This is a genomic window from Nitrosomonas sp. Nm51 (assembly GCF_900111165.1).
GTDB lineage: Bacteria > Pseudomonadota > Gammaproteobacteria > Burkholderiales > Nitrosomonadaceae > Nitrosomonas.
The window spans coordinates 53,471-73,176 of record NZ_FOGH01000009.1; the positions used below are offsets into that span (position 1 = coordinate 53,471).

Sequence of the window (19,706 nt, forward strand, 5' to 3'; positions counted from 1 at the left end):
TGCGCTTCGCTTATTGACACCCTGCTATGTGTATTTGGGGAATGACAGCATGCCAAATTATCGCCGCCTGTGGCATCCGGGCGGGACTTATTTTTTTACAGTGAATCTGTTGCAACGGCAAGGAAATGATTTGCTCACGCGGCATATTGATTTGTTACGGAAATCTGTTTCGGTGGTACGAAAGACGCATCCGTTTGTCATTCATGGTTGGGTTGTGCTGCCGGATCATCTGCATTGCGTGATCGAATTGCCGTTGAACGATGCGGATTTTGCGACGCGCTGGCGGTTGATTAAAATGGGGTTTTCCAAAGGGCTGCCACAAAACGAAGCACGCGGAGCTTCTCGAATACGCCGTGGCGAACGGGGCATCTGGCAACGGCGGTTCTGGGAGCATCTAATCCGGGATGAATCCGATTTTAATGCGCATATGGATTATGTGCATATCAATCCCGTGAAGCATGGCCTTGTCAAGCGTGTAGCCGATTGGCCACATTCGACATTCCACAAACTGGTGGAAGACGGTGTTTACCAACTGGATTGGGCGGGTGGCAATGAGGACACGGCGAATTACAAAGAGTGAAAGTAGGGTGCGATACCCGCAGGGCATTGCACCATTAAACATACTATGGTGCAATGCGTTTCACTTATTGCACCTTACAATATGCCATGATCAACATCCGCAAACACACCATATTTCCCGAGGAATTCCCGGAAAGCTGGGCGTCCGACTGGGGCGAGGACGAATTCGGGCTGTGGATGGCGTTTACCTACAAAGGCGTGCGTCAGGCGTTCCGCTGGTGCGAACCGGGGACGTTTTTGATGGGTTCGCCGGAGGATGAACCTGAACGGGACGACGATGAGCCGCAGCATGAAGTCACTTTAACCAAAGGATTCTGGATTGCCGGCACAACTGTGACCCAGGCGTTATGGCAAGTGGTGATGGGCGAGAATCCGAGTCGTTTTCAAGGTGAAGAGCGGCCGGTTGAAACTGTCAGTTGGGAGGATGCGCAGGCGTTTATCTCCAAAATGAACGGGTTGAAAGCGGAGTTGAAGCTCTGCCTGCCAACGGAAGCGCAATGGGAATATGCCTGCCGTGCCGGAACGACAACGCCATTTAGCCGGGGCGACCAGATCGACTCATCACTGGTTAATTTTGACGGTAATTATCCCTACAATAATGGCCAGCACAGTGAATACCGGGAACAAACCGTCGATGTGAAAGCATTGCCATGTAATGACTGGGGGTTGTATCAGATGCACGGTAACGTGTGGGAATGGTGTCAGGACTGGTATGGTGATTCCTCGCCAAAGCCGGTAACCGATCCACAAGGCCCGGATACAGGAGACAGTCGCGTGTTGCGCGGCGGCTCGTGGATCATCAACGGCAGGAACTGCCGTTCTGCTTTCCGCTCCCCCGACGATCCGTCCCTTCGCAACGTCGACTTCGGCTTTCGTCTTGCCCGAGGTCACTGAGCTCAAGCAGGACGGGCTGCAATGGCCGGAGGGTATTGCACCAGTTAACCGGAGCAGGCCAGCAGCCGGCTGACCGTAGCGCGACGGAGCGCGCGAAGGCTCAGGCGGGGGATGGGCTGCGGGGGTGGTGCGTGTGAAACCTAAGCATCAAGGAAAATCATCCGGAGTTTTTAACGATTCGTTTTGATTATGTATTTAAAGTAATGCTGCATTACAGCATTATTTCAGTTTCTTAATATTGATTGCGTACTTGATAGGGAGTACATTTGTGGTGTACTTTCAAAGAGCAATTCTAAAGCATACAAAAATGAGCCATAAAAACGACCGTGTACAAGTCAGGATTGAGCCGGAACTCAAACAGGCTGCGGAAACCATTTTCAGTCAACTGGGAATTACTTCAGGTGAAGCCATCCGAATGTTTTACGCGCAGGTCAAAATGCGTGGTGGTATTCCATTTGAGATTGTTATCCCGAACCAGGACACCTTGAGTGCTATGGAAGAAGCCGAACAATCGAATGATCTGGAAAAATTTGATTCTTTTAAGGATTTACGTAAAAAACTGGGTGTTTAAGCTTTGTTTTCCGTGGCTTCAACCAGCCGCTTCAAGCGCGACCTGAAACGTCTCCATCGCCAAAACAAAACTATCGACAAGCTGGAACTGCTGATCAATCTTATAGCAACCTGCTCGCCTTTACCGCCCAAAAACAAGGATCATGGTCTGATCGGAAATTATGCGGGTTACAGGGAATGTCATATTGAACCCGATTGGTTGTTGATTTATCGTATTGACAACAAAAAGAAAACCATTATATTAGTCCGCACCGGCTGTCATGCTGAATTGTTCCGCTAAATGAAGGGCGCACACTAGCAAAAAATTCATTGCTATGGTTATCCGCAAACATACCGTATTCCCTGATGAGTTTCCCGAAGCCTGGGCGTCCGACTGGAGCGAGGACGAATTCGGGTTGTGGATGGCGTTCACGTATAAAAGCGTGCGTCAGGCGTTCCGATGGTGCGAGCCGGGGATATTTTTGATGGGTTCGCCAAAAGATGAATCGGAACGGAACGACGATGAGCCGCAACATGAAGTTACATTAACCAAAGGTTTCTGGATTGCTGACACAACTGTGACCCAGACATTATGGCAAGTAGTCATGGATGAAAATCTCAGTGAATTTAAAGGGGAAGAACGGCCGGTAGAACATGTCAGTTGGGGGATGCGCAGGCGTTTATCTCCAAAATGAACGGCCTGAAAGCGGGATTGAAGTTGTGTCTGCCAACGGAAGTGCAATGGGAATATGCGTGCCGGGCCGGAACAACGACACCATTTTGTTGGGGCGACCAAATTGATTCGTCGCTGGTTAATTACGACGGGAATTATCCCTATAGCGATGGCCAACGCGATGAATTCCGAGAACAGACAGTTGACGTGAAGGCTTTGCCTTGCAACGACTGGGGGTTGTACCAGATGCATGGCAACGTAAGGGAATGGTGTCAGGACTGGTTTGGTGGTTACCCGTCAGGACCAGTGACCGATCCACAAGGCCCGGATACTGGTCACGACCGCGTGTTGCGCGGCGGCTCGTGGATCCTCCACGGCATGCATTGCCGTTCTGCAAGCCGCAGCTTCGATCCGTCTTATCGCCGCTACAATACTGGTTTCCGTCTTGCTCGATAATCGTAGGGTGCAATAACCAAGGGGCATTGCACCATTGGGCGCATCTTTAAGGCGCAATGCGCTGCGCTTATTGGCACCCTACAAAGCATCCTACAAAACTTTTTTATTCAATATTCTGTACCTGCTCACGCATCTGTTCAATCAGGACCTTTAGTTCCATGGCGATTTTGGAGATGTCGATATCGACGGATTTGGAGCCGATGGTATTCGCCTCGCGGTTGAGTTCCTGCATCAGAAAATCGAGGCGCTTGCCGACGGTTCCGCCGGTGTTCAGAATGCGTTCGACTTCGTCCAGGTGGGTTTGCAGGCGGGAAAGTTCTTCGTCGATGTCGATTTTGGCGGCGTAAATGGTGATTTCCTGGCGGATGCGTTCGTCATCAAGATGGTTAAGCGCCTCTTGCAGGCGCGTGCTGAGTTTTTCCTCGAATGCTGCGATCAAGGCGGGTATGCGCGGCAGAATTGCGGCGACATGCTGGCGCATACGGGTAACGCGCTCAAGCAATACCGCTTGCAGTTTCTCGCCTTCGCGCATACGGGCCGCTTTTAAGTCCGGCAGAACCGCCTGCAACAGTGTAAGCGTGCTTTGATGTAATGTACCGGTGGACAGCGTGTTGTTGCCGAGCATGCCGGGCCAGTTCAAAATCTCGGCAACAGACAAACCGGCGGTTTCAGGCAATGAGGTTTTGACTGCTGTGTTTAATTCCAGCAGTTTTTGCAGTAACGCCGAATTGAGTGCCTGCGGATTTTCAATGGCCGAATGCGGCGTGAAGTTCAGGCGGCATTCGATTTTTCCGCGGGATAACTGTTGCGCGATGTGCTCGCGGATTTTGGGCTCCAGCGCCCGAAAATCGTCCGGCAGGCGTAACTGAATATCCAGAAAACGATTGTTGACCGCGCGTAATTCCAGCGTCAGTGTGCCGTCGGGAGTGGATTGCGACCGGTTTGCATAACCGGTCATGCTGCTGATCATAGGGAATGTGTCCTGTGTGTAAAAAATTATTGCGTTTGAAAAACCAGCCCGGCATGCTCGCGCATTTTATGAAACTGCACGGACGGCCAGTTTTCTTCGGCGACGCTGATTTCAGCGCCGAATGAAGCCAGAAATGTCGGCGCGTCTACAGCGTCATAGGCAATGCGGTGGGCGTTGGCTTCTATAAAGCGCTGCAGTTCGCGCGGATCGTCCGCCGTCACCCAGCGCGCCAGCTGATATTTGGCCGGTGCGATCCGGGCGGCGACGGCGTATTCATGCTGCAGCCGGTGCGCGACAACTTCAAATTGCAGAATGCCTACCGCGCCGAGTAGCAGCATGTTGCCGAGATGCGGACGGAATACCTGGATCGCACCTTCTTCGCCGAGCTGCGTCAGCCCGAGTTTGAGCTGTTTGCTGCGCAGCGGGTCGGCCACTTCGACTGTGCGGAAAATTTCCGGCGCAAAAAAGGGCAGGCCGGTAAACTGCAGCGATTCACCCTCGGTCAGGGTGTCGCCGAGCTGCAGGGTGCCGTGATTGGGTATGCCGATAATATCGCCGGGATAGGCTTCTTCAAGAATGTCGCGGCGCTGCGATAAAAACGACACCACGGTGTTGGTGCGGATATCTTTGCCGCTGCGTGCGACTTTAAGATTCATGCCGCGCTTGAACTGACCGGAACAGATGCGTAAAAAAGCAATGCGGTCGCGGTGCGCCGGGTTCATATTGGCCTGGATTTTAAAGACGACGCCGGAAAATTTCTGCTCATCGGGCAGTACTTCGCGTTGCATCGCCTGGCGGGGTTCGGGTGGCGGCGCCAGGTCTACCAGCGCGTCCAGCACTTCGCGTACGCCGAAATTATTGATAGCAGAACCAAAGAAAACCGGAGTCTGCCGACCGGCAAGAAACGCCGCGTGGTCAAATGTGTGCGTGGCGCCTTCAATCAGTTCGATTTCCTGCTGCGCGTCGCTCAGGGCGGAGCCGAAACGCATTCGTACATCGTTATCGTCCAGATTTGTGATGAACTCGTCTGCGGTGCCGGCACGGTCGGCGCCCGGTTTGAAAACACGCAGCCCCTGTTTGCGCAGATCGTATACGCCCTGAAAAGCGCGGCCCATGCCGATCGGCCAGGTGAAAGGCACCGCATCCATGCCGAGCGTGCGTTCAATTTCGTCGATCAGATCAAGTGGCGGCTGCACCTCGCGGTCCATTTTATTGATAAAGGTCAATATCGGTGTATACCGTGCACGGCAGACTTCCAGCAGGCGCAAGGTCTGCTCCTCGACGCCGTTGGCGGCGTCAATCACCATTAGTGCCGCATCGACGGCGGTCAACACCCGGTAGGTATCCTCCGAGAAATCCTGGTGGCCGGGCGTATCCAGCAGATTGATCACGCAGTCGCGGTATTCCATTTGCATGACCGAGCTGGCTACGGAAATGCCACGCTGCTTTTCGATTTCCATCCAGTCCGAGGTGGCGTGCCGGCTGGCTTTGCGTGCTTTGACGCTGCCGGCGATATGAATTGCTCCGGCATACATTAGCAGTTTCTCAGTAAGCGTCGTTTTACCTGCATCCGGATGGGAAATAATGGCGAACGTGCGCCGCCGCGTAGCTTCATTTCTAATGCTCATGTCAGTCGGTATCGTGCTCCTGTGAATAAAGATAACAATGTGTATAGTGCGTTGGGCTGATTGTGCTGACTGCCGGATAAGACTGGCTGCAGACAGGCATGGCATGCGGGCATCGCGGGTGAAAATGGCAGCCGGCCGGTGGCGAGGCGGGGGAGGGCAAATCACCTTTCAATTTTATCATGGATACAGCGGAGGATGCATCGATGACCGGAACGGCGGACAATAACGCCTGGGTATACGGATGCAGGGGATTTTCAATCACTTCGTCAATTCGCCCGCATTCAACAATACGGCCCAGGTACATGACGGCGATTTCATCAGCCAGATATTCGACAACCGAAATGTTATGCGTAATGAACAAAAAGGCGAGCCGGAATTCGTCCTGCAATGTGTTCAGCAGATTCAAAATCTGCGCCTGAACCGAGACGTCCAGCGCACTGGTCGGTTCGTCGCAGATCAGCAGTCTGGGATTGACCGCCAGCGCTCTGGCGATTGCTATCCGTTGACGCTGGCCGCCTGAGAATTCATGTGGATAGCGCCACTTGGCTTCACTAGGCAAACCAACGCAATCAAGTAGTGCATCGATTGCTTTTTCGCGCGACAGTGGTGTCTGCGATGCCTGCGAATTCACTGCCGGTGCGTCGATATTCAGTGCATTCATGCCTTCCTCAATAATATCGATGATACGCATCCGCGGATTCAGTGAAGAATAAGGATCCTGAAATACGAATTGAAGCTGTGAGCGTAACGGGCGTAACTGTTCACGTCGCATGCCTATCAGTTCGTTGCCGTTATAGCGGACATTGCCCGCCGTCGGTTCAATCAGCTGGAGAATGCTTTTACCGACAGTGGTTTTTCCGCAACCCGATTCGCCGACCAGCGCCAGCGTTTTTCCTGCAAAGATGTTCAGTGAGACGCCATCGACAGCCTTGACTTGTCCGACTGCGCGTTTGAACAGTCCTTTGCGTATCGGGAAATGAACCTTAAGCCCGGCGACTTGCAACAAAGGTTCGTTGGCCGGTGATTGCGGCGGTGCCGCTGCAGTTTTCAAAGCGGTACCGGAAATCGGTTTGTCTTGGACAGGCGCTGCAGCCGGATCGTAAAGATGACAGCGGACTTTATGGTTGCCGGCAATGGCGTGCCATTGCGGTTCGGTATCGTGACAGCGTGCAAGAGCATACGTGCACCGGTCTGCAAAGCGGCAGCCTGTAAATTTCCGTGACAGCGAGGGTACCGTGCCGCTGATGACAGCCAGTTCCTGATGGCGTTTTTGTTTCGCCGGAAGTGATGCGAACAACTGCTGTGAATACGGGTGCGCAGGCTGTGCGAAAAAGCTTTGCCGCGGGGCTTGTTCGACGATTTCTCCCGCATACATGACCGCAACGACCTGCGCCATTTCGCTGACGACGCCAAGGTCGTGCGTAATCAGTAAAATGGCCATGTGACGTTGCCGCTGCACCCGGCGCAGCAGCGCCAGCACCTGCGCCTGGATGGTGACATCAAGTGCGGTCGTGGGTTCGTCCGCAATCAACAGTTCCGGCTGGCCAGCGAGTGCCATGGCGATCATCGCCCGTTGCTTCATGCCGCCTGAAAACTGAAATGAAAATTCATGCATTCTCCGCTGTGCGTCAGGAATGCCGACCTGTTCCAGCAGTTCCGTGATACGGTGTTGCGCGTCTTCGTTATTCAGCCTTAAATGCTGTTTTAACACTTCATTAATCTGATCCGCAATGGTCATGACCGGATTGAGGCTGAGCATGGGTTCCTGGAAGATCATGCTGATCAGTTTGCCGCGGATCCGGCGCATCAAAGTTTCGGGTAACTGAAGGATGTCGTTGCCGCTGAGTTTGACCGTGCCCGACAGAATCTCGCCTGTGTCGGGCAATAACCGCATGATGGACAGTGCCGTCATGGATTTGCCGCAGCCTGATTCCCCAAGCAGGGCGAAAGTCTCTCCTTTATTGATGGCTAACGAAAGTCCATCGACAGCGCGCACCGGATTGCCGCCGGTGTGCAGTACCGTTTTCAGATTTTCTATTTCCAGGAGAGCGCTCATGGCTGCGGCGGTCGGTTGACAGTACCGGCTGAGGCCGGTGTGGCAGTTGACTGTGTTGCAGCAGCCTGTTGCGTTGTTGCGGGAGCAGCGCTATGGCCTGTGTTTGCTGGATGATTGTAATGCCGATACGTTTTGATGCGCGGATCGAGTGCTTTTTGCACCGCGTCCGCAAACAGGTTTGCACACAGCACCAGGGTAAACATGAATACAAACGCAGCCAGCAAGGCCCACCATACCATGGGCTCCCGGGCCATTTCCAGACGTGCCGCATTGATCATGGTGCCGAAACTGATCATGGAAGGGTCAACGCCTACGCCGACATATGACAGTACGGCTTCGGCGAGCACCAGGCCGCTGAAATCCATCACAGTGGCAATCAGGACAATGTACATGACATTGGGCAGAATATGGCGGCTGACGATGCGCCAGTGTGAAACGCCGAACGCGTGCGCGGCCTGAATATATTCCATTTCCCGCAGCTTCAGCGTTTCTCCGCGCAATAACCGGCACAGGCTGGTCCAGCTGGTAATCCCCAGTATAATACATAAAAAAAGCAGACGGATATCGGCGCGTGCAGCGATCGTATCAAACATTTCCGGATGGGTCTCAATGTAGACCTGCATCATGAGAACGGTTGCGGCAATCAACAGAACACTGGGGATTGAATTCAACGTGGTGTAAATATACTGAATCACATCGTCGATCCAGCCGCGGAAATAGCCCGCCGCTATACCCAGCAGTAATGCGAAAGGTAGCATGATTAAAGTGGTCAGGGTGCCGATGATCAGCGCTATGCGTATACTCTTGAGTGAAAGATACAGCACATCCTGTCCGACCTTGTCGGTACCCAGTACATGATAGTGTGCAGCAAGCATGCCGATAACACCGGTCAGAACGGTGATAATCGCCAGCGTAATGAGAACGGCGTACCAGGGAATTTCTGTGGTACGCCGCCAGACGGCCTGAAAACACTGCGCAAAATTATTGCTTGAACGGCGCGCCATCAGCAGGCAAAGTATGGCATGCAGACCGCACCACACCAGTAATCCCAGGCCGGCACCGGCGGCAGCGCGCCAGCCGATATCCTGCAGATGCTCTGTTTCCGGGTTTTGAAGGTGCGCGCCGCCGAATTCAAGTCTGGCAAAAGTGCGTATCTGGCTGCCGTCTGGCAGATCGACGGTTTCTTTGGTATGTAAATGCGTTGCCAGTGGCGCCGAATATGTTTTTTCAACGTTGGCTCGCAACGGTGTGAGCATGATATCGAGCACGCTGAGCACTTCAACACTGTATACACTTTTTCCGGCACTGTCTGTATGCGGCAGAGCGGGCCGGAAGTGCAGCGTGTCCAGCAATCCGATAAAAATAAAAACCAGTAAAACGGTAAGTGCGGACATGCCGCTGGCGCTGTGTCCGACTCTTCTCCATGGCGCAAGTAAATGTTCATTGCTGCGGACATGCCATATGGTAACGAGCACGATAAAAACCACTAGAAAAACCAGTGCATCTGTCCAGAGAATAACGGGTTTAAATGGCATTTCTGTTCAAACCAGGTGGCAAAATCAAAGATGGATGTGTCAGGTCAGTGGTTATAACATAATTGTGTCCGGTTCACCATTAACTTGTCACGATCCGGCCGATCATGCGTCAGCCTGACGTCCCGGGCACCTTTTTCTGAACGGGCTTTGGGCGCATATTGTCTGAAGACTGCCAATACAGCTTACTCGGTATGCAGCGCATCGACCGGATTCAGTCGGGCGGCGCGCATGGCAGGGACCACACCGGCCGCCAGGCCTATCAGTATGGAGATGGCCAGAGCGCCCAGAACATAGTCCCAGGGTATATTCACGGGCAAGTTGACCACAAAAATTTTAAGCAAACCGGCCAGACTCGAACCGGCGGCAAGTCCCGCCAGCCCCCCCAGCGTTGATAACACGGTCGACTCAATCAAAAACAGAATACGTATACGCGCGCGCGTCGTTCCCAGTGCGGTTAATAATCCGATTTCAGCCACACGTTCCGCGACTGCGATATGCATCAATGTCACCATACCGACAGCACCTACCAGCAGAGAAATACCGCCCAAAGCTGCAACAGCGAATTTGAGTACGTTCAGAACGGTTGAGAGCGTGCTGAGCATTTGCTGTTGCGGTGTCACCGTAAAGTCCTCGCGCCCGTGCCGTGCGGTAAGAATATCCTTCAGCGCATCGACAACGGCTTCCAAGGGTGCATCGGGCCGATAGGATATATTGATTTCCATCACGCCTTCCCGGTTAAAAACTTCCAGCGCCCGTGTGGTTGGTATGTACACTGTGTCATCCAGGTCGAATCCAAGCACATGTCCTTTCGGCGCCATGACGCCGATGATCCGGAAACGGGATCCTCCGGCCTGAAGAATTTCGCCCAAAGGGTTATCGCTGCCGAACAATTCCTGATGTACCTTGGCGCCGAGTACAGCATAAGCGCGCGGATTACGCGGATCGTCATCGGGCAGGAATCGGCCGATAGCAACCTGCATATTGAATGCGCGCGAAAAATCGGGGCTCTGGCCGTACAACGTAACGCGCCTGCCGAGTCCGTTGGCCTTGATTTCCGCATTGCCCATAACACTTGCGTTGGTATACTGTACATAATGGGAATTGCCCAGCGCAACCGCGTCGTCGATGGTCAACAGGCGCGCACTGCCGATAGCGCCCAGCGATCCGCCGTGCGTTGTGATTTTGCCGGGAGTGATGGTGATGATATTGGTTCCGAATTGAGTGAATTCAGATAATACAAAGCGCTGTACCCCGTCGCCGATGGCGGTTAACAGGATGACCGCGGCGATGCCGATAGCAATACCTGAAGCCGATAAAGCGGTGCGCAGGCGATGCGCGGTCAGAGAGCGGAAGGCAAAGTGCAGTGTATCAATTGTGTTCATTGTTTGCCCAGCGCCTGAACGGGGTCCAGACGTGCGGCCTTGTTAGCCGGTAGAATACTGGCCAGAATACCGGTAATCAGGGCGACCAGAATACCGGCCACACTTGCCCATACGGGTGCCCAGGCAGGCAAATCCGGGTATGCCAGACGCAGCAGGAGACTGCCCAGCTGGCCCAGCAGAAAGCCGAACACTGCGCCTGCCGTAGACAGCCACATTGCTTCGGCAAAAAACAAAAAACGGATATCCGCAGCAGGCGCGCCTATCGCTTTCAATAGCCCGATTTCCGAGGTGCGCTGATTCACGGCCACCAGCATGACGTTCATCACCAGAATACCCGCAACAATCAGACTGATCGCGGCAATACCCGCAACAGCAAGCGTCAATGCATGCAAAATCCGGTCGAATGTTGCCAGGATCGCATCTTGCGTAATGACAGTGATATCTTCCTCGCCGTCGTGACTTTGTTTCAGTGTTTCCAGTATGGCTTCTTTGGCCGGCTCTATGGCATCGTGGCTTTTGGCTTCGACCAGTATCCGGAACAAGGATGTGGTGTTGAATAGTGACTGCGCCTGTTTGACCGGTATGATCACGATTTCGTCGGTATTGTGGCCCATGGTTTTCCCCTGGGGGGCGAGTATGCCGGATACCAGGAAACGGCGCTCATTCAGTCTGACGCGCTGCCCGATAGCTTGCGTGCGCGGAAAGAATTCACGAGCGAGTTGAGAACCGAGTACGATCTGGGCGCTGTAGTCAGCACCACGCTTCAGAAAACTGCCTTGCGCCAGCTTCATATGCCGTATGGGAATGAGATCCGCATTGCTGCCGAGCACGGTTACTTCGCGCAGCCTGTTTGCGGCAGAAAGCTCCGCTTCGCCAACATTCAACGGCGCATACCGCCTGACTTGCGACAGTCTGCCAAGCAGCTGCGCGTCTTTCAGCGTCAAATCGCGCGGGGTCTGTCCCAGTACGGCGCCGGGGAAAGCGCCGGATGTTTCCGCCCGGCCGGGCATGACAACAAGCAAATTGGTACCGATCGAAGAAAACTGGTTCACGACATAATTCCGGGCGCCGTCGCCCAATGCAGTTAGCACGACAACGGCTGCAACACCCAGTGTCATGGCCAGAATAATCAAAACTGAGCGCAGGCGGTAACTGAGTACTGTTTTAAGCGATAAATGAAATGTATCAGCCAGCGTCATGCTTTTTTATCAGCAATAATTTTTCCGTCACGCAGTATCAGTTGACGGTGCGCACGGTCGCCGAGTTCACGGTCATGTGTAACAACTATCAGCGTAGTGCCGGTTTTATGCAGATTCTCCAGTAACGCAATAACTTCCGCGCCAATTCGATGATCCAGATTTCCGGTTGGTTCATCAGCCAGTATGGCTGTCGGTTGCATAATGGTGGCGCGGGCGATGGCGACGCGCTGCCGCTGTCCGCCGGATAATTCAGATGGCCGGTGAGTGGCGCGATCCGAGAGGTCAAATGCACGCAACGCTTCGTTTACGCGCAACTTGCGTTCGCTGGGTGCCAGGCCACTGAGAACCAGAGGCAGCTCGATATTCTCGGCAGCCGTCAAACGCGGAACCAGATGAAACGACTGAAACACAAACCCGATTTTTTCACGGCGGTACTGCGCCTGTTCGGGTTCCGATAAATCAGTGACCGTCCTGCCGTCGAGCTGGTAACTGCCGCTGTCCGGCCTGTCGAGCAAGCCGATCACATTCAGCAACGTTGATTTACCCGAGCCGGATGGCCCCATGATGGCTACATATCCACCATCCTGTATTTCAAGATCGATTTGATTTAACGCATAAATGGTTTGCCCGCCCATGCGGAAAATGCGCGTAATGCCGGTGAGCTCAATCATAATACAGAGGGGTGTCGGGTTCTTTAGGCTGTTTAGGCCGTACGGCGATGCCTGGTTTGATTTCATCGAGATCGAATGAAATCAGCACCCGGTCCCCGTCTTTGATGCCGTTGACGACTTCGGTGAAGCTCCAGTTCGCCAAGCCTGTTTCCAGTTGCCGTGCTATGAGTGTATTGTCTGGACCGAGCAGCCAGACTTGATTGTTCTGACGTAACGCCTGAGTCGGTATGCGCAGTACATGCTCGCGGCTGTCAAGTATCACCTCGACGTCGGCGCTGTAGCCCGCCAGCAGTGGATTATCCGGAAAATCGGTGAAATTGACCTCAATATCGACGGTTCTGGCCTGCTTTTCGACTTCCGTGACATAAGGAGCGATACGGCTGACCAGACCCGAAAAAGATATTTCCGGCATGGCGTCCAGTGTAATGCGCGCTGGCTGACCGAGTTTGATCCTGGGTGCGTCGATTTCATCCATGGGCGCCGTCACGTACAGGCAGCTGGTGTCGATCAGATCGATCACGGGCGGCATGGCGATGCCAGGCGGTGAAGGCGTGGCATATTCCCCGATTTCACCGGTTATTTTTGCAACAATACCTGCAAAAGGTGCTTTAAGCACAGTACGTTCGAGACCGGCCTGGGTGACGCGGATCTGCGCTTTTGCCCGCTTGATGTCGGATAACGCTGCATCGCAGCTGGCCTGGCGCGCACGCGCGTTGGCGTCAGCGTCTTCTGCGGCCTGTGGGCTGATAAAGCCTTTGTCGACCAGCTGCTGTGTCCGCTGCGATTCCCGCCATGCATTCTCAGCCAGAATGCAGGCTTCCCGATGGCGTTCCTGCGCCATCGCGAGCTGGCGTTCGGCAAGTTCCCGTTGCGCGATGAGATCCGCATTCCATAGTTCGAGTAAAACCTGATCCTGCTCGACACTGTCGCCTTCTTCGACGAGAATACGGGCAATCTGGCCGCCGAGCGCAGGCGCCAGTTTGGCGCGCTGGCAGGCTTTGACTGTGCCGGCACGCGTATTGACAACTGTGGCTTCCACACTACCATAGGTCACGGCGGCGAATTCAGCCTCAGGGGGCTGCGGCCGGGTGAAATACCAGACCGCACTGAGGATCAAGGCAATGGAACCGCCGTACGCGGTCAGGCGGAATATTTTCCTGGATTGTGGCATAGTTGAATAATTGCGGGCGCGCTATTGTTTGTATTCTTAAACGGGATATTGATATTTTACACATTCAGTCAATCTGGTACTCTATTCGCCTCAAATAATCAAATAAACCTGTTTCAAACTGTTTTTTTCGCTACGGTTACTTATTCTCGGACAGCCTCCCGGCTTTTGCATGGTTATAGAAAAAATATGAATAATTCCAATCAAGCGGTACCCGATGAAGCTATCTGGCGTCATCCATTTATTCTTTCCAGCGGAGATCAGCCTGCCGGCATTGACGATTTCCGGCCTGCCGAATCAGATTATACGGTACTGGACCCAAAGACATACGAGGCAATTGAAGCCGAGAGGCTGTTTGCCAAAATCAACTACACACGTACTGAAGCCGGGTGCTTGTGCTTGTACCGTTCATTGGCGCGTCCGTTGCCGGATGCGCAGGTTTTACGACTGAAGCAGGAAGCATTACAGGAAATCGGGTCGAATCGTGAAATACGAGAAGCGCTTGAACGGTACATTGACAACGGGGTTAAAAAGGAGCGGGAACTCAAATATCTGTTGTATGGTGAGTTTTCCGGCGGACTGACCACCGATGTGCCGGCCGAACGGACAGGCAGGCTTGAATTCGGCGGTTTTGGTTACCATCAATACCGGGAAGGGACGCAGTATGTCGTCGACAGAGTGGCGGCAGCAAAAGCATTGCCGCGGCCTGAAAGCCGTTATCTGCAAATATTGCTTTCAACGCTGCAGACATTTGACCAGACACGCGTTTATCAGCTGATGAAAGGGCCGGTATACCTGGCCAACGATAAGTTTAAAACCCGCCGGGAAAAGCCCAGATTACTACCGCTGCCAAGGTTTCGTCCGACCATTTTCAAGTGGATCCCGGCGACGGTATTTATCGCGGCGGCTTATGCGATTATGCTTTTTTTTGAGATTCTGGCGCCTGAGCTCGGTGCATCGTATATCGGTTACGGCATTATGGTTTTGACCGTTCCGGTTTTTCCGATTGTATTACTGGCAATGGGGGCGTCCGACCGTGATTCAGTGATTTATCCGCTGCGCAGGCAATACCGGCAAAGCGAGGACCTGGCCAGATTGCTCGATGCTTTGGGTTTACTCGATGAATTATTGTCGCATCACCGCTACCGGGACTCGCTGCAGGGACACATGACATTGCCTAAAGTACTGGATGAGCCGCATCATTTGCTGATTGCCGATAACGCCAAAAATCCGTTGCTGATACATGACAATCCCGCTTACATACCGAATGATATTATTCTCGATGCGGTTGGCAGGCTGCTGATCATTACCGGTCCCAATAGCGGTGGCAAGACAGCTTATTGCAAGACGATTGCTCAGATTCAACTGCTCGGTCAGATCGGCTGTTATATTCCGGCAACTAGTGCACAACTGGTTCCCGCGGAACGCATTTATTACCAGGTACCCGATCCGGGGCAATTAGCGGCGGGAATGGGACGATTCGGACATGAACTCAAACGTACGCGTGAAATTTTCTTTAATTCGACGCCGCTTAGTCTCGTCGTGCTTGACGAGTTATCCGAAGGCACCACATTTGAAGAAAAAATGACACTGTCTGAATATATTCTGAAAGGCTTTCATCAACTTGGCGCCAGCACTATACTGGTTACCCATAATCACGAATTATGCGAGCGCTTGCAGAATGAAGGCATCGGACGGTATCTGCAGGTTGAATTTGTTCAGGACGCGCCGACCCACCGTATGATCGATGGTGTATCGCGGGTCAGTCACGCGCACCGGGTGGCCAGTGAGATCGGTTTCAGCAAAACCGATGTTGAAAAACATATTGAAAAGCATTTGTCCGGGGATGGCAATAAAACCGGTTAGCAGGCCGGTTTGACGTTCTGCTGTTGCCGCATCATTATTGCGCTGCAGCATGCACCGCATTGAGCAGGTCGGCATCCAGATGGCCGTCTGCGACGCGCTGCGTTCTTTGCTGAAAAAGACTGATAGCCTTGCGCGTCTGCGGGCCCATGACGCCGTCTACGCCGCCAGCATCGATGCCCAGCGTATGCAGGTCATGTTGCAGTTGTTTCACCTGCTCGCGCGTGATTTTGATTTCATCCTTGGGTGGTTGCTGAGATAAACCGGGTTCACCGGCGATGCGGTCGGCAAGGTGGCCGACTGACAGGGCGTAATATTCTGAGCGGTTCCAGCGCATGATGACGTGAAAATTGTGGGTAACGAGAAACGCAGGACCCTGGTGGCCGGCGGGAACCAGTAGCGACACTTTTTGATCTGTTGGCAAAAGGCCCGGTCCGGATACCGGCATGACGCCGCGTGCTATCCAGTCACTGAGTGGGCGTTTGTGCTGACTGCCGGCTAAAGTGTAATCAAAATCCGGCGGCAATTTGACCTCCTGACCCCATTCGAGATCCGGATTCCAGCCCATTTTGAGCAAAAAATTCGCTGCCGAAGCCATGGCATCTTCGAGGCTGCCCCATAAATCGCGGCGGCCGTCACCATCGGCATCGATGGCATAATTTAAAAATGTGGAGGGCATGAATTGCATGTGGCCCATTGCGCCTGCCCAGGAACCTTTCATGCGTTCGGGGGTGATATCTCCCGCGTCGATGATGCGCATGGCGTTGAATAATTCCTGGGTAAAATACGTGCTGCGGCGCGGGTCGCAGGCGAGTGTCGTTAATGCATTCGGCACCGACCAGTCGCCGAAGTATCCGCCGTAGTTTGTTTCAAGGCCCCAGAATGAAGCCAGGTATTTCGGTGGAATGCCGGTTTTCCGCTCAATTTTGCCGAATAAATCACGGTGCTTTGCGAACAGCCTGCGTCCGTTGCGAACCCGTTCACCGGTGACGCGCGTATTGAAATAGCCTGCAAACGTCTGTGTGAATTCGGGCTGACGGCGGTCCAGTTCGATCACGCGCGCAAGATGCCTGGCCTGGCCAAGTATACTGTTGACCGTACGCTCGGATATGCCCTGTTGCAGCGCTTGCGGTTTCAATTCGGCAACACATTTGTTGAACTGTTGATTTGCAGCCGCGCTGTAACTGAAAACCGTAATGCCGATGGTTAGTACAGTGATGTGAAGGGCTGTAACTGAAAAAAACGCTGTGCCGGGCAATCGCAAAAAAGACATTATTCGTTTAACTTTTAAAAGCAAACGGAGATTAAAATTATTTGCTGCGATGCGGACATGCATCACGCAGGCATTCGGCGTACAGTGATAACGAATGCTCACGCAGTTTAAATCCGCGCTCTTTTGCTATCGCCTCTTGACGCTTTTCAATATCGGCATCATAAAATTCCTCCACACGGCCGCACTGCATACAGACCAGATGGTCGTGGTGTCCTTCATTTTTCAGTTCGAAAACAGCCTTGCCGCTTTCGAAATGATGACGTTCCAGCAAACCGGCTTGTTCAAATTGCGTTAAGACGCGGTAAACTGTTGCAAGGCCGATATCTTCATTTTCATTGATCAACTCTTTGTAAACGTCTTCTGCCGAGAGATGACGTATAGGGCTGTTCTCGAACAGGTTCAGTATCTTGAGTCTCGGCAGTGTGGTTTTTAAGCCGATGGTCTTCAGATCGATGCTTTTGGCTTCTCCGGAATTGCTCATGGTGATTTCTGTCATGTAATTAATTTACTGTATCATATCGTGCTCAATCATGCGCAGTCTACTATATAAGCATAACGAATATGTGTGTATCTATAAAATGATAAGAATAATCATTATGTTGCTGTTTTTTTTTAATTTGTCAGGATGTTTTTTAATTCCGCATGTACTCTATAAAATCGACGTGCAGCAAGGCAATGTGGTGACCGACGAAATGCTCGGCAAATTAAGAGAAGGGATGACCAAGTCTCAGGTACGGTTTGTACTCGGTTCTCCATTGATAGTCGATGTGTTTCGCGATGACCGCTGGGATTACGCATACATTGAACGTGAAGGAGGCGACCTGGTTGTACAAAAAAAACTGACAATTTATTTTGAAGATAACCGCTTGATGCGGATTGAAAATGAACAGTTGTATTCGCTCCATTCAACCGCATCAGATTCGGATACCGGCGGTGCGGAAAGTGCGGAATCAACAGTCGAAGAAGAAACCGATGAACAGTCGGAAGAAAATTAAACTATAAAATTTTTAATCATTCACAGGAGTTACATGTCCATTCAACATATCGCTATAGCCGGCAGCGCCGGTCGCATGGGACGCGCGCTGCTGGAAGCGGTCATGCAGGCTGACGGTATGCAGCTGTCGGCTGCGCTGGAGCACAGCGGCAGTCCTTTTTTAAACAAAGATGCGGGAGAACTGATAGGTTCAGGCAACGGCATTTCAATCACCAGTGATATCGTTACGGCTTTGGCAGACTGCCACCAAATGATCGATTTTACGCGCCCGCAGGGTACGTTAGCGCATCTGAAAGCTTGCAGGGAGGCGAGGGTAAAAATGGTGATTGGCACCACCGGTCTCTCAGATATGGAAAAGAAACAATTGAAGGCCGCGGCAAACGATATCGCCATAGTGTTTGCGCCCAATATGAGCGTGGGCGTTAATGTTACTTTCAAATTGCTTGAGATCGCGGCCAAAGTGCTGCGCCAGGGCTATGATATTGAAATCATCGAGGCGCATCACCGCCACAAAATAGACGCGCCTTCAGGTACTGCGCTGCGCATGGGCGAGGTAATCGCCGATGCGCTGGACCGGGATTTGAAAAAAGTGGCGGTTTACGGCCGCGAAGGCGTTACGGGAGAGCGTTCAGACGACACCATCGGCTTTTCGACCATCCGTGCCGGCGATATCGTCGGTGAACACACCGCGATGTTTGCCGGCGCGGGCGAGCGTGTGGAAATTGTGCACAAAGCCAGCAGCCGCATGACCTTTGCCATGGGTGCCGTGCGCGCCGTGCGCTTTCTTCAGGATAAAACCAGCGGCCTGTATGACATGCAGGATGTGCTCGGCTTGCGGTAAGGAGTCGTTCATAAATGACTGGGTATATTGGCAGGCCGTTTATTGAACAGGATGCTGGAAAACGTATTTGAGGTAGCTGTTTTAACACCGCTGCGGCAGCTGTAAGCAATGCCGGGCAATGCCGACTAATTGCCGGTTATTGAGCAAAATTGAGAATTACAGAATGACAGGGTTAATCAGAATTTGCTTGACTGTATTGCTATTGTGCTGGACGCATTCTGTCTGGGCGGAGCAATTTGATCATTCTGCCTGGGACCGATTGCTGCGTGATCATGTAGTTATGATTAACCAGGGGCGGGCCAGTCAGGTGGACTATGACGGTTTTCTGCGTGAGCAGAAAGTGCTGCATGATTATTTAAGGCAGCTTTCCGCTGTCGATAGGCACGCTTTTTCAAGCTGGAGCAAGCCGGCGCAGCTGGCATTTTTAATTAACGCCTATAACGCGTTTACCGTTGAACTGATTCTGACACGTTATCCGAAGCTCGATTCGATCAAGGACCTGGGTTCATTTTTGCGCAGCCCCTGGAAGAAAGCGTTTGTCCCGTTGCTCGGCCAAATGCGCTCGCTCGATGATATTGAACATGGCATGATCCGCAAGCCAGGCGTCTACAATGAACCGCGCATTCATTTCGCAGTGAATTGCGCGTCGATAGGTTGTCCGGCGTTGCTGAATCAGGCATTTGCCGGTGAAAAGCTCGAACAGCAATTTGAAATCGTTACCAAAGCGTTTCTGGGAGATCGCACGCGCAATCGCTATAATTCGTCGACAGGCCGTCTGGAAATTTCTAAAATATTTGACTGGTACGCTGAAGACTTCGAAAGCGGCTGGGGTGGGTGGCATTCGCTGAATCAGTTTCTGGCGCGGTATGCGGACAGCCTGACGGATAACGAACAGGACAGGCAGGCGGCTGCAGCGGGTGGGTTTAGGATACGTTATCTTGATTACGACTGGAAATTGAATGACACGCGGTAACG

The 19,706-nt window shown here is 52.7% G+C and carries 20 protein-coding genes; 10 read left to right on the plus strand and 10 right to left on the minus strand.

Annotated elements, in window-relative coordinates:
- Window positions 1-49: 49 nt before the first annotated feature.
- The 6 genes from BMY60_RS05245 to BMY60_RS15965 all read left to right on the plus strand — a co-directional run bounded on the left by BMY60_RS05245 (window position 50) and on the right by BMY60_RS15965 (window position 3,151).
- Window positions 50-580, plus strand: coding sequence for an REP-associated tyrosine transposase (locus BMY60_RS05245; RefSeq protein ID WP_090331923.1), 531 nt, complete (start codon window positions 50-52; stop codon window positions 578-580).
- Between the two features lie 53 nt (window positions 581-633).
- Complete coding sequence (locus BMY60_RS05250; protein ID WP_218141624.1) at window positions 634-1,473, plus strand: formylglycine-generating enzyme family protein; 840 nt, start codon at window positions 634-636, stop codon at window positions 1,471-1,473.
- Between the two features lie 307 nt (window positions 1,474-1,780).
- Window positions 1,781-2,044: a type II toxin-antitoxin system RelB/DinJ family antitoxin gene (locus tag BMY60_RS05255; RefSeq protein ID WP_090331865.1), complete on the plus strand. Its 264-nt coding sequence runs from the start codon at window positions 1,781-1,783 to the stop codon at window positions 2,042-2,044.
- A 12-nt stretch (window positions 2,045-2,056) separates the two neighbouring features.
- On the plus strand, window positions 2,057-2,323 hold the full coding sequence (locus tag BMY60_RS05260; RefSeq protein WP_256250696.1) for a type II toxin-antitoxin system YafQ family toxin: 267 nt from the start codon (window positions 2,057-2,059) through the stop codon (window positions 2,321-2,323).
- 34 nt (window positions 2,324-2,357) lie between these two features.
- On the plus strand, window positions 2,358-2,717 hold the full coding sequence (locus tag BMY60_RS15960) for a formylglycine-generating enzyme family protein (RefSeq protein ID WP_218141625.1): 360 nt from the start codon (window positions 2,358-2,360) through the stop codon (window positions 2,715-2,717).
- A complete protein-coding gene (locus BMY60_RS15965) occupies window positions 2,714-3,151 on the plus strand; it encodes a formylglycine-generating enzyme family protein (RefSeq protein WP_218141626.1) in 438 nt (145 codons plus the stop codon). Before BMY60_RS15960 ends, BMY60_RS15965 begins: the two co-directional genes overlap by 4 nt.
- A gap of 103 nt (window positions 3,152-3,254) precedes the next feature.
- On the opposite strand, the gene BMY60_RS05270 is transcribed toward BMY60_RS15965, so the two are convergent.
- The 8 genes from BMY60_RS05270 to BMY60_RS05305 all read right to left on the minus strand — a co-directional run bounded on the left by BMY60_RS05270 (window position 3,255) and on the right by BMY60_RS05305 (window position 13,763).
- The gene (locus BMY60_RS05270; protein WP_090331869.1) at window positions 3,255-4,121 is read right to left on the minus strand and encodes a YicC/YloC family endoribonuclease; all 867 of its coding nucleotides are present in this window, start codon (window positions 4,119-4,121) and stop codon (window positions 3,255-3,257) included.
- Window positions 4,122-4,147: 26 nt separating this feature from the next.
- On the minus strand, window positions 4,148-5,749 hold the full coding sequence (locus BMY60_RS05275; RefSeq protein WP_090331872.1) for a peptide chain release factor 3: 1,602 nt from the start codon (window positions 5,747-5,749) through the stop codon (window positions 4,148-4,150).
- 1 nt (window position 5,750) lies between these two features.
- The gene (locus BMY60_RS05280) at window positions 5,751-7,805 is read right to left on the minus strand and encodes an ABC transporter ATP-binding protein (RefSeq protein ID WP_090331874.1); all 2,055 of its coding nucleotides are present in this window, start codon (window positions 7,803-7,805) and stop codon (window positions 5,751-5,753) included.
- Entirely contained in the window at window positions 7,802-9,340 is a 1,539-nt protein-coding gene (locus BMY60_RS05285; protein WP_090331876.1) for an ABC transporter permease, read from the minus strand. Before BMY60_RS05285 ends, BMY60_RS05280 begins: the two co-directional genes overlap by 4 nt.
- A gap of 182 nt (window positions 9,341-9,522) precedes the next feature.
- Complete coding sequence (locus BMY60_RS05290; protein ID WP_090331877.1) at window positions 9,523-10,722, minus strand: ABC transporter permease; 1,200 nt, start codon at window positions 10,720-10,722, stop codon at window positions 9,523-9,525.
- Complete coding sequence (locus tag BMY60_RS05295; protein WP_090331880.1) at window positions 10,719-11,921, minus strand: ABC transporter permease; 1,203 nt, start codon at window positions 11,919-11,921, stop codon at window positions 10,719-10,721. Before BMY60_RS05295 ends, BMY60_RS05290 begins: the two co-directional genes overlap by 4 nt.
- The gene (locus BMY60_RS05300) at window positions 11,918-12,592 is read right to left on the minus strand and encodes an ABC transporter ATP-binding protein (RefSeq protein WP_090331882.1); all 675 of its coding nucleotides are present in this window, start codon (window positions 12,590-12,592) and stop codon (window positions 11,918-11,920) included. Before BMY60_RS05300 ends, BMY60_RS05295 begins: the two co-directional genes overlap by 4 nt.
- A complete protein-coding gene (locus tag BMY60_RS05305) occupies window positions 12,585-13,763 on the minus strand; it encodes an efflux RND transporter periplasmic adaptor subunit (RefSeq protein ID WP_090331884.1) in 1,179 nt (392 codons plus the stop codon). Before BMY60_RS05305 ends, BMY60_RS05300 begins: the two co-directional genes overlap by 8 nt.
- A 186-nt stretch (window positions 13,764-13,949) precedes the next feature.
- Here BMY60_RS05305 and BMY60_RS05310 point away from each other — a divergent pair, with 186 nt between their 5' ends.
- Complete coding sequence (locus BMY60_RS05310; protein ID WP_090331886.1) at window positions 13,950-15,626, plus strand: MutS-related protein; 1,677 nt, start codon at window positions 13,950-13,952, stop codon at window positions 15,624-15,626.
- 34 nt (window positions 15,627-15,660) lie between these two features.
- On the opposite strand, the gene BMY60_RS05315 is transcribed toward BMY60_RS05310, so the two are convergent.
- Window positions 15,661-16,896, minus strand: coding sequence for a lytic murein transglycosylase (locus tag BMY60_RS05315; protein ID WP_090331925.1), 1,236 nt, complete (start codon window positions 16,894-16,896; stop codon window positions 15,661-15,663).
- A 37-nt stretch (window positions 16,897-16,933) separates the two neighbouring features.
- Complete coding sequence (fur, locus tag BMY60_RS05320; RefSeq protein WP_090331927.1) at window positions 16,934-17,377, minus strand: ferric iron uptake transcriptional regulator; 444 nt, start codon at window positions 17,375-17,377, stop codon at window positions 16,934-16,936.
- Between the two features lie 115 nt (window positions 17,378-17,492).
- Between fur and BMY60_RS05325 the strand changes: the two genes are divergently transcribed.
- The 3 genes from BMY60_RS05325 to BMY60_RS05335 all read left to right on the plus strand — a co-directional run bounded on the left by BMY60_RS05325 (window position 17,493) and on the right by BMY60_RS05335 (window position 19,704).
- A complete protein-coding gene (locus BMY60_RS05325; RefSeq protein WP_256250697.1) occupies window positions 17,493-17,891 on the plus strand; it encodes an outer membrane protein assembly factor BamE in 399 nt (132 codons plus the stop codon).
- Window positions 17,892-17,924: 33 nt separating this feature from the next.
- Window positions 17,925-18,731, plus strand: a complete 807-nt coding sequence (dapB, locus tag BMY60_RS05330) for a 4-hydroxy-tetrahydrodipicolinate reductase (protein ID WP_090331891.1) — start codon at window positions 17,925-17,927, stop codon at window positions 18,729-18,731.
- Between the two features lie 187 nt (window positions 18,732-18,918).
- Window positions 18,919-19,704 (plus strand): DUF547 domain-containing protein, encoded by a 786-nt coding sequence (locus tag BMY60_RS05335; RefSeq protein WP_218141627.1) that lies wholly within the window; start codon window positions 18,919-18,921, stop codon window positions 19,702-19,704.
- The last annotated feature ends 2 nt before the right edge of the window (window positions 19,705-19,706 follow it).

What these genes read in the sequence shown, in the direction of transcription:
- BMY60_RS05250 (WP_218141624.1), top strand. Translation starts at nt 634, where the DNA reads ATGCGTTTCACTTATTGCACCTTACAATATGCCATGATCAACATCCGC.
- BMY60_RS05325 (WP_256250697.1), top strand. Translation starts at nt 17,493, where the DNA reads ATGTTGCTGTTTTTTTTTAATTTGTCAGGATGTTTTTTAATTCCGCAT.
- BMY60_RS05315 (WP_090331925.1), bottom strand. Translation starts at nt 16,896, where the DNA reads ATGTCTTTTTTGCGATTGCCCGGCACAGCGTTTTTTTCAGTTACAGCC.
- BMY60_RS05280 (WP_090331874.1), bottom strand. Translation starts at nt 7,805, where the DNA reads ATGAGCGCTCTCCTGGAAATAGAAAATCTGAAAACGGTACTGCACACC.
- BMY60_RS15965 (WP_218141626.1), top strand. Translation starts at nt 2,714, where the DNA reads ATGAACGGCCTGAAAGCGGGATTGAAGTTGTGTCTGCCAACGGAAGTG.
- dapB (WP_090331891.1), top strand. Translation starts at nt 17,925, where the DNA reads ATGTCCATTCAACATATCGCTATAGCCGGCAGCGCCGGTCGCATGGGA.
- fur (WP_090331927.1), bottom strand. Translation starts at nt 17,377, where the DNA reads ATGAGCAATTCCGGAGAAGCCAAAAGCATCGATCTGAAGACCATCGGC.
- BMY60_RS05245 (WP_090331923.1), top strand. Translation starts at nt 50, where the DNA reads ATGCCAAATTATCGCCGCCTGTGGCATCCGGGCGGGACTTATTTTTTT.
- BMY60_RS05300 (WP_090331882.1), bottom strand. Translation starts at nt 12,592, where the DNA reads ATGATTGAGCTCACCGGCATTACGCGCATTTTCCGCATGGGCGGGCAA.
- BMY60_RS05285 (WP_090331876.1), bottom strand. Translation starts at nt 9,340, where the DNA reads ATGCCATTTAAACCCGTTATTCTCTGGACAGATGCACTGGTTTTTCTA.
- BMY60_RS05295 (WP_090331880.1), bottom strand. Translation starts at nt 11,921, where the DNA reads ATGACGCTGGCTGATACATTTCATTTATCGCTTAAAACAGTACTCAGT.
- BMY60_RS05305 (WP_090331884.1), bottom strand. Translation starts at nt 13,763, where the DNA reads ATGCCACAATCCAGGAAAATATTCCGCCTGACCGCGTACGGCGGTTCC.
- BMY60_RS15960 (WP_218141625.1), top strand. Translation starts at nt 2,358, where the DNA reads ATGGTTATCCGCAAACATACCGTATTCCCTGATGAGTTTCCCGAAGCC.
- BMY60_RS05270 (WP_090331869.1), bottom strand. Translation starts at nt 4,121, where the DNA reads ATGATCAGCAGCATGACCGGTTATGCAAACCGGTCGCAATCCACTCCC.
- BMY60_RS05255 (WP_090331865.1), top strand. Translation starts at nt 1,781, where the DNA reads ATGAGCCATAAAAACGACCGTGTACAAGTCAGGATTGAGCCGGAACTC.
- BMY60_RS05275 (WP_090331872.1), bottom strand. Translation starts at nt 5,749, where the DNA reads ATGAGCATTAGAAATGAAGCTACGCGGCGGCGCACGTTCGCCATTATT.
- BMY60_RS05290 (WP_090331877.1), bottom strand. Translation starts at nt 10,722, where the DNA reads ATGAACACAATTGATACACTGCACTTTGCCTTCCGCTCTCTGACCGCG.
- BMY60_RS05310 (WP_090331886.1), top strand. Translation starts at nt 13,950, where the DNA reads ATGAATAATTCCAATCAAGCGGTACCCGATGAAGCTATCTGGCGTCAT.